Consider the following 229-nt stretch of genomic DNA (forward strand, 5'->3'; position numbering starts at 1 on the left):
TCTACCTAACCACCTGTGTCGGTTTGGGGTACGGTTCCCAGTTATCTGAAGCTTAGGAGCTTTTCTTGGAAGCATGGCATCAACCACTTCGCGCTCTAATGAGCACTCGTCATCAGCTCTCGGCCTTGAGATCCCGGATTTGCCTAAGATCTCAGCCTACCACCTTAAACTTGGACAACCAACGCCAAGCTGGCCTAGCCTTCTCCGTCCCTCCATCGCAATAACTGGA

The 229-nt window shown here is 52.0% G+C and carries 1 rRNA gene; it reads right to left on the reverse strand.

Going from position 1 to position 229, the window contains the following annotated elements:
• Positions 1 to 229, reverse strand: a 23S ribosomal RNA gene (locus AC25ND_RS26440); the annotation flags it as partial.

The sequence above is a fragment of the Pseudomonas sp. P110(2024) genome (assembly GCF_057480795.1).